We start from the raw sequence: 2,020 nt of genomic DNA on the forward strand, positions 1-2,020 counted from the left end.
TGGTCCCTGAGAACTGAACAGTGACTTATGACTGCTAAACAGTCTTGGGAGAGATGGTCGATCGACCTAGGATTGCCGGTCGTTGAAAAGCTTCGCCTGACTGCGTCAGCCAGCCTGATGTCATCCTCAACGTACATCAGTACGCCTCCGGTGCCATCAGTCTGTCTTCCTTGCCATGCTCGCTTTTGAACAACCTTCTTCCTGCTTCTCACAGGAAGTGCGCTCCTTAGAAAGGAGGTGATCCAGCCGCACCTTCCGATACGGCTACCTTGTTACGACTTCACCCCAATCACCGGCCCCACCTTCGACGGCTGCCTCCCTTGCGGGTTAGCTCACCGGCTTCGGGTGTTGCAGGCTTTCGTGGTGTGACGGGCGGTGTGTACAAGGCCCGGGAACGTATTCACCGCAGTATGCTGACCTGCGATTACTAGCGATTCCGACTTCATGTAGTCGAGTTGCAGACTACAATCCGAACTGAGACCGGCTTTGCTGGGATTTGCTCCGGGTCACCCCATCGCTTCCCTTTGTACCGGCCATTGTAGCACGTGTGTAGCCCAGGACATAAGGGGCATGATGATTTGACGTCATCCCCACCTTCCTCCGGTTTGTCACCGGCAGTCTCTCTAGAGTGCCCACCTCCACGTGCTGGCAACTAAAGATAAGGGTTGCGCTCGTTGCGGGACTTAACCCAACATCTCACGACACGAGCTGACGACAACCATGCACCACCTGTCTTCGGGTCACAAGCAAGCTTGTGACGACTCGTGTTTCCACAAGCCTTCCCTCGATGTCAAGCCCTGGTAAGGTTCTTCGCGTTGCGTCGAATTAAACCACATGCTCCACCGCTTGTGCGGGCCCCCGTCAATTCCTTTGAGTTTCAACCTTGCGGCCGTACTCCCCAGGCGGGGTACTTATTGTGTTAACTACGGCACAGAAGGGGTCGATACCTCCTACACCTAGTACCCATCGTTTACGGCGTGGACTACCGGGGTATCTAATCCCGTTCGCTCCCCACGCTTTCGCGCCTCAGCGTCAGTTACAGGCCAGAGAGCCGCCTTCGCCACTGGTGTTCCTCCTAATATCTACGCATTTCACCGCTACACTAGGAATTCCGCTCTCCTCTCCTGTCCTCAAGACGCCCAGTCTCAAAGGCAGGCTGGCAGTTGAGCTGCCAGTTTTCACCCCTGACTTAAGCGCCCGCCTACGCGCTCTTTACGCCCAGTAATTCCGGACAACGCTTGCCACCTACGTATTACCGCGGCTGCTGGCACGTAGTTAGCCGTGGCTTCCTCCTCAGGTACCGTCACTCTCTTCTTCCCTGATGACAGAGCTTTACAACCCGAAGGCCTTCTTCGCTCACGCGGCGTTGCTCCGTCAGGCTTTCGCCCATTGCGGAAGATTCCCCACTGCTGCCTCCCGTAGGAGTCTGGACCGTGTCTCAGTTCCAGTGTGGCCGGTCACCCTCTCAGGCCGGCTACTGATCGTCGCCTTGGTAGGCCGTTACCCCACCAACTAGCTAATCAGACGCGGGCTCATCCGTAAGCGGATCGCTCCTTTAATCTGCCTACCATGCGGTATACAGATATTATGCGGTATTAGCACCGGTTTCCCGATGTTATCCCCCTCTTACGGGCAGATTGCCCACGCGTTACTCACCCGTCCGCCACTGGGATCTTCGAGAAGCAAGCTCCTCTAAATCCCCGTTCGACTTGCATGTGTTAAGCACGCCGCCAGCGTTCGTCCTGAGCCAGGATCAAACTCTCCATAAAATATTTCAGTTGACTGTTTGTCAGTCGACAGTTAACAGTATGTTTACTGCCGACCGCCCTATCAACTGTTCTTCTTATGAATCGTTTGAATCAAGCTCTTATCGCAGTCACAATCAACTGGTTACTGCCAACTGTGAACTGCTTTTTTGAATTACTCACTTATTAGACGAGGTCTAATTACTTGTGTGATGGTTTTGCAGTTCCCGCTAACCTTCAACCGTTAACTTCTGTTAACTGTCTACTGTTAACTG

General features: G+C 54.0%; 1 rRNA gene. It reads right to left on the minus strand.

The annotated features are described in order from the left end of the window. Positions 1-230 precede the first annotated feature (230 nt). Positions 231-1,769: ribosomal RNA gene (locus ACSNJE_RS15880) — 16S ribosomal RNA — on the minus strand. Positions 1,770-2,020: the final 251 nt, after the last annotated feature.

The sequence above is a fragment of the Thermincola sp. GK-1 genome, from assembly GCF_059412445.1.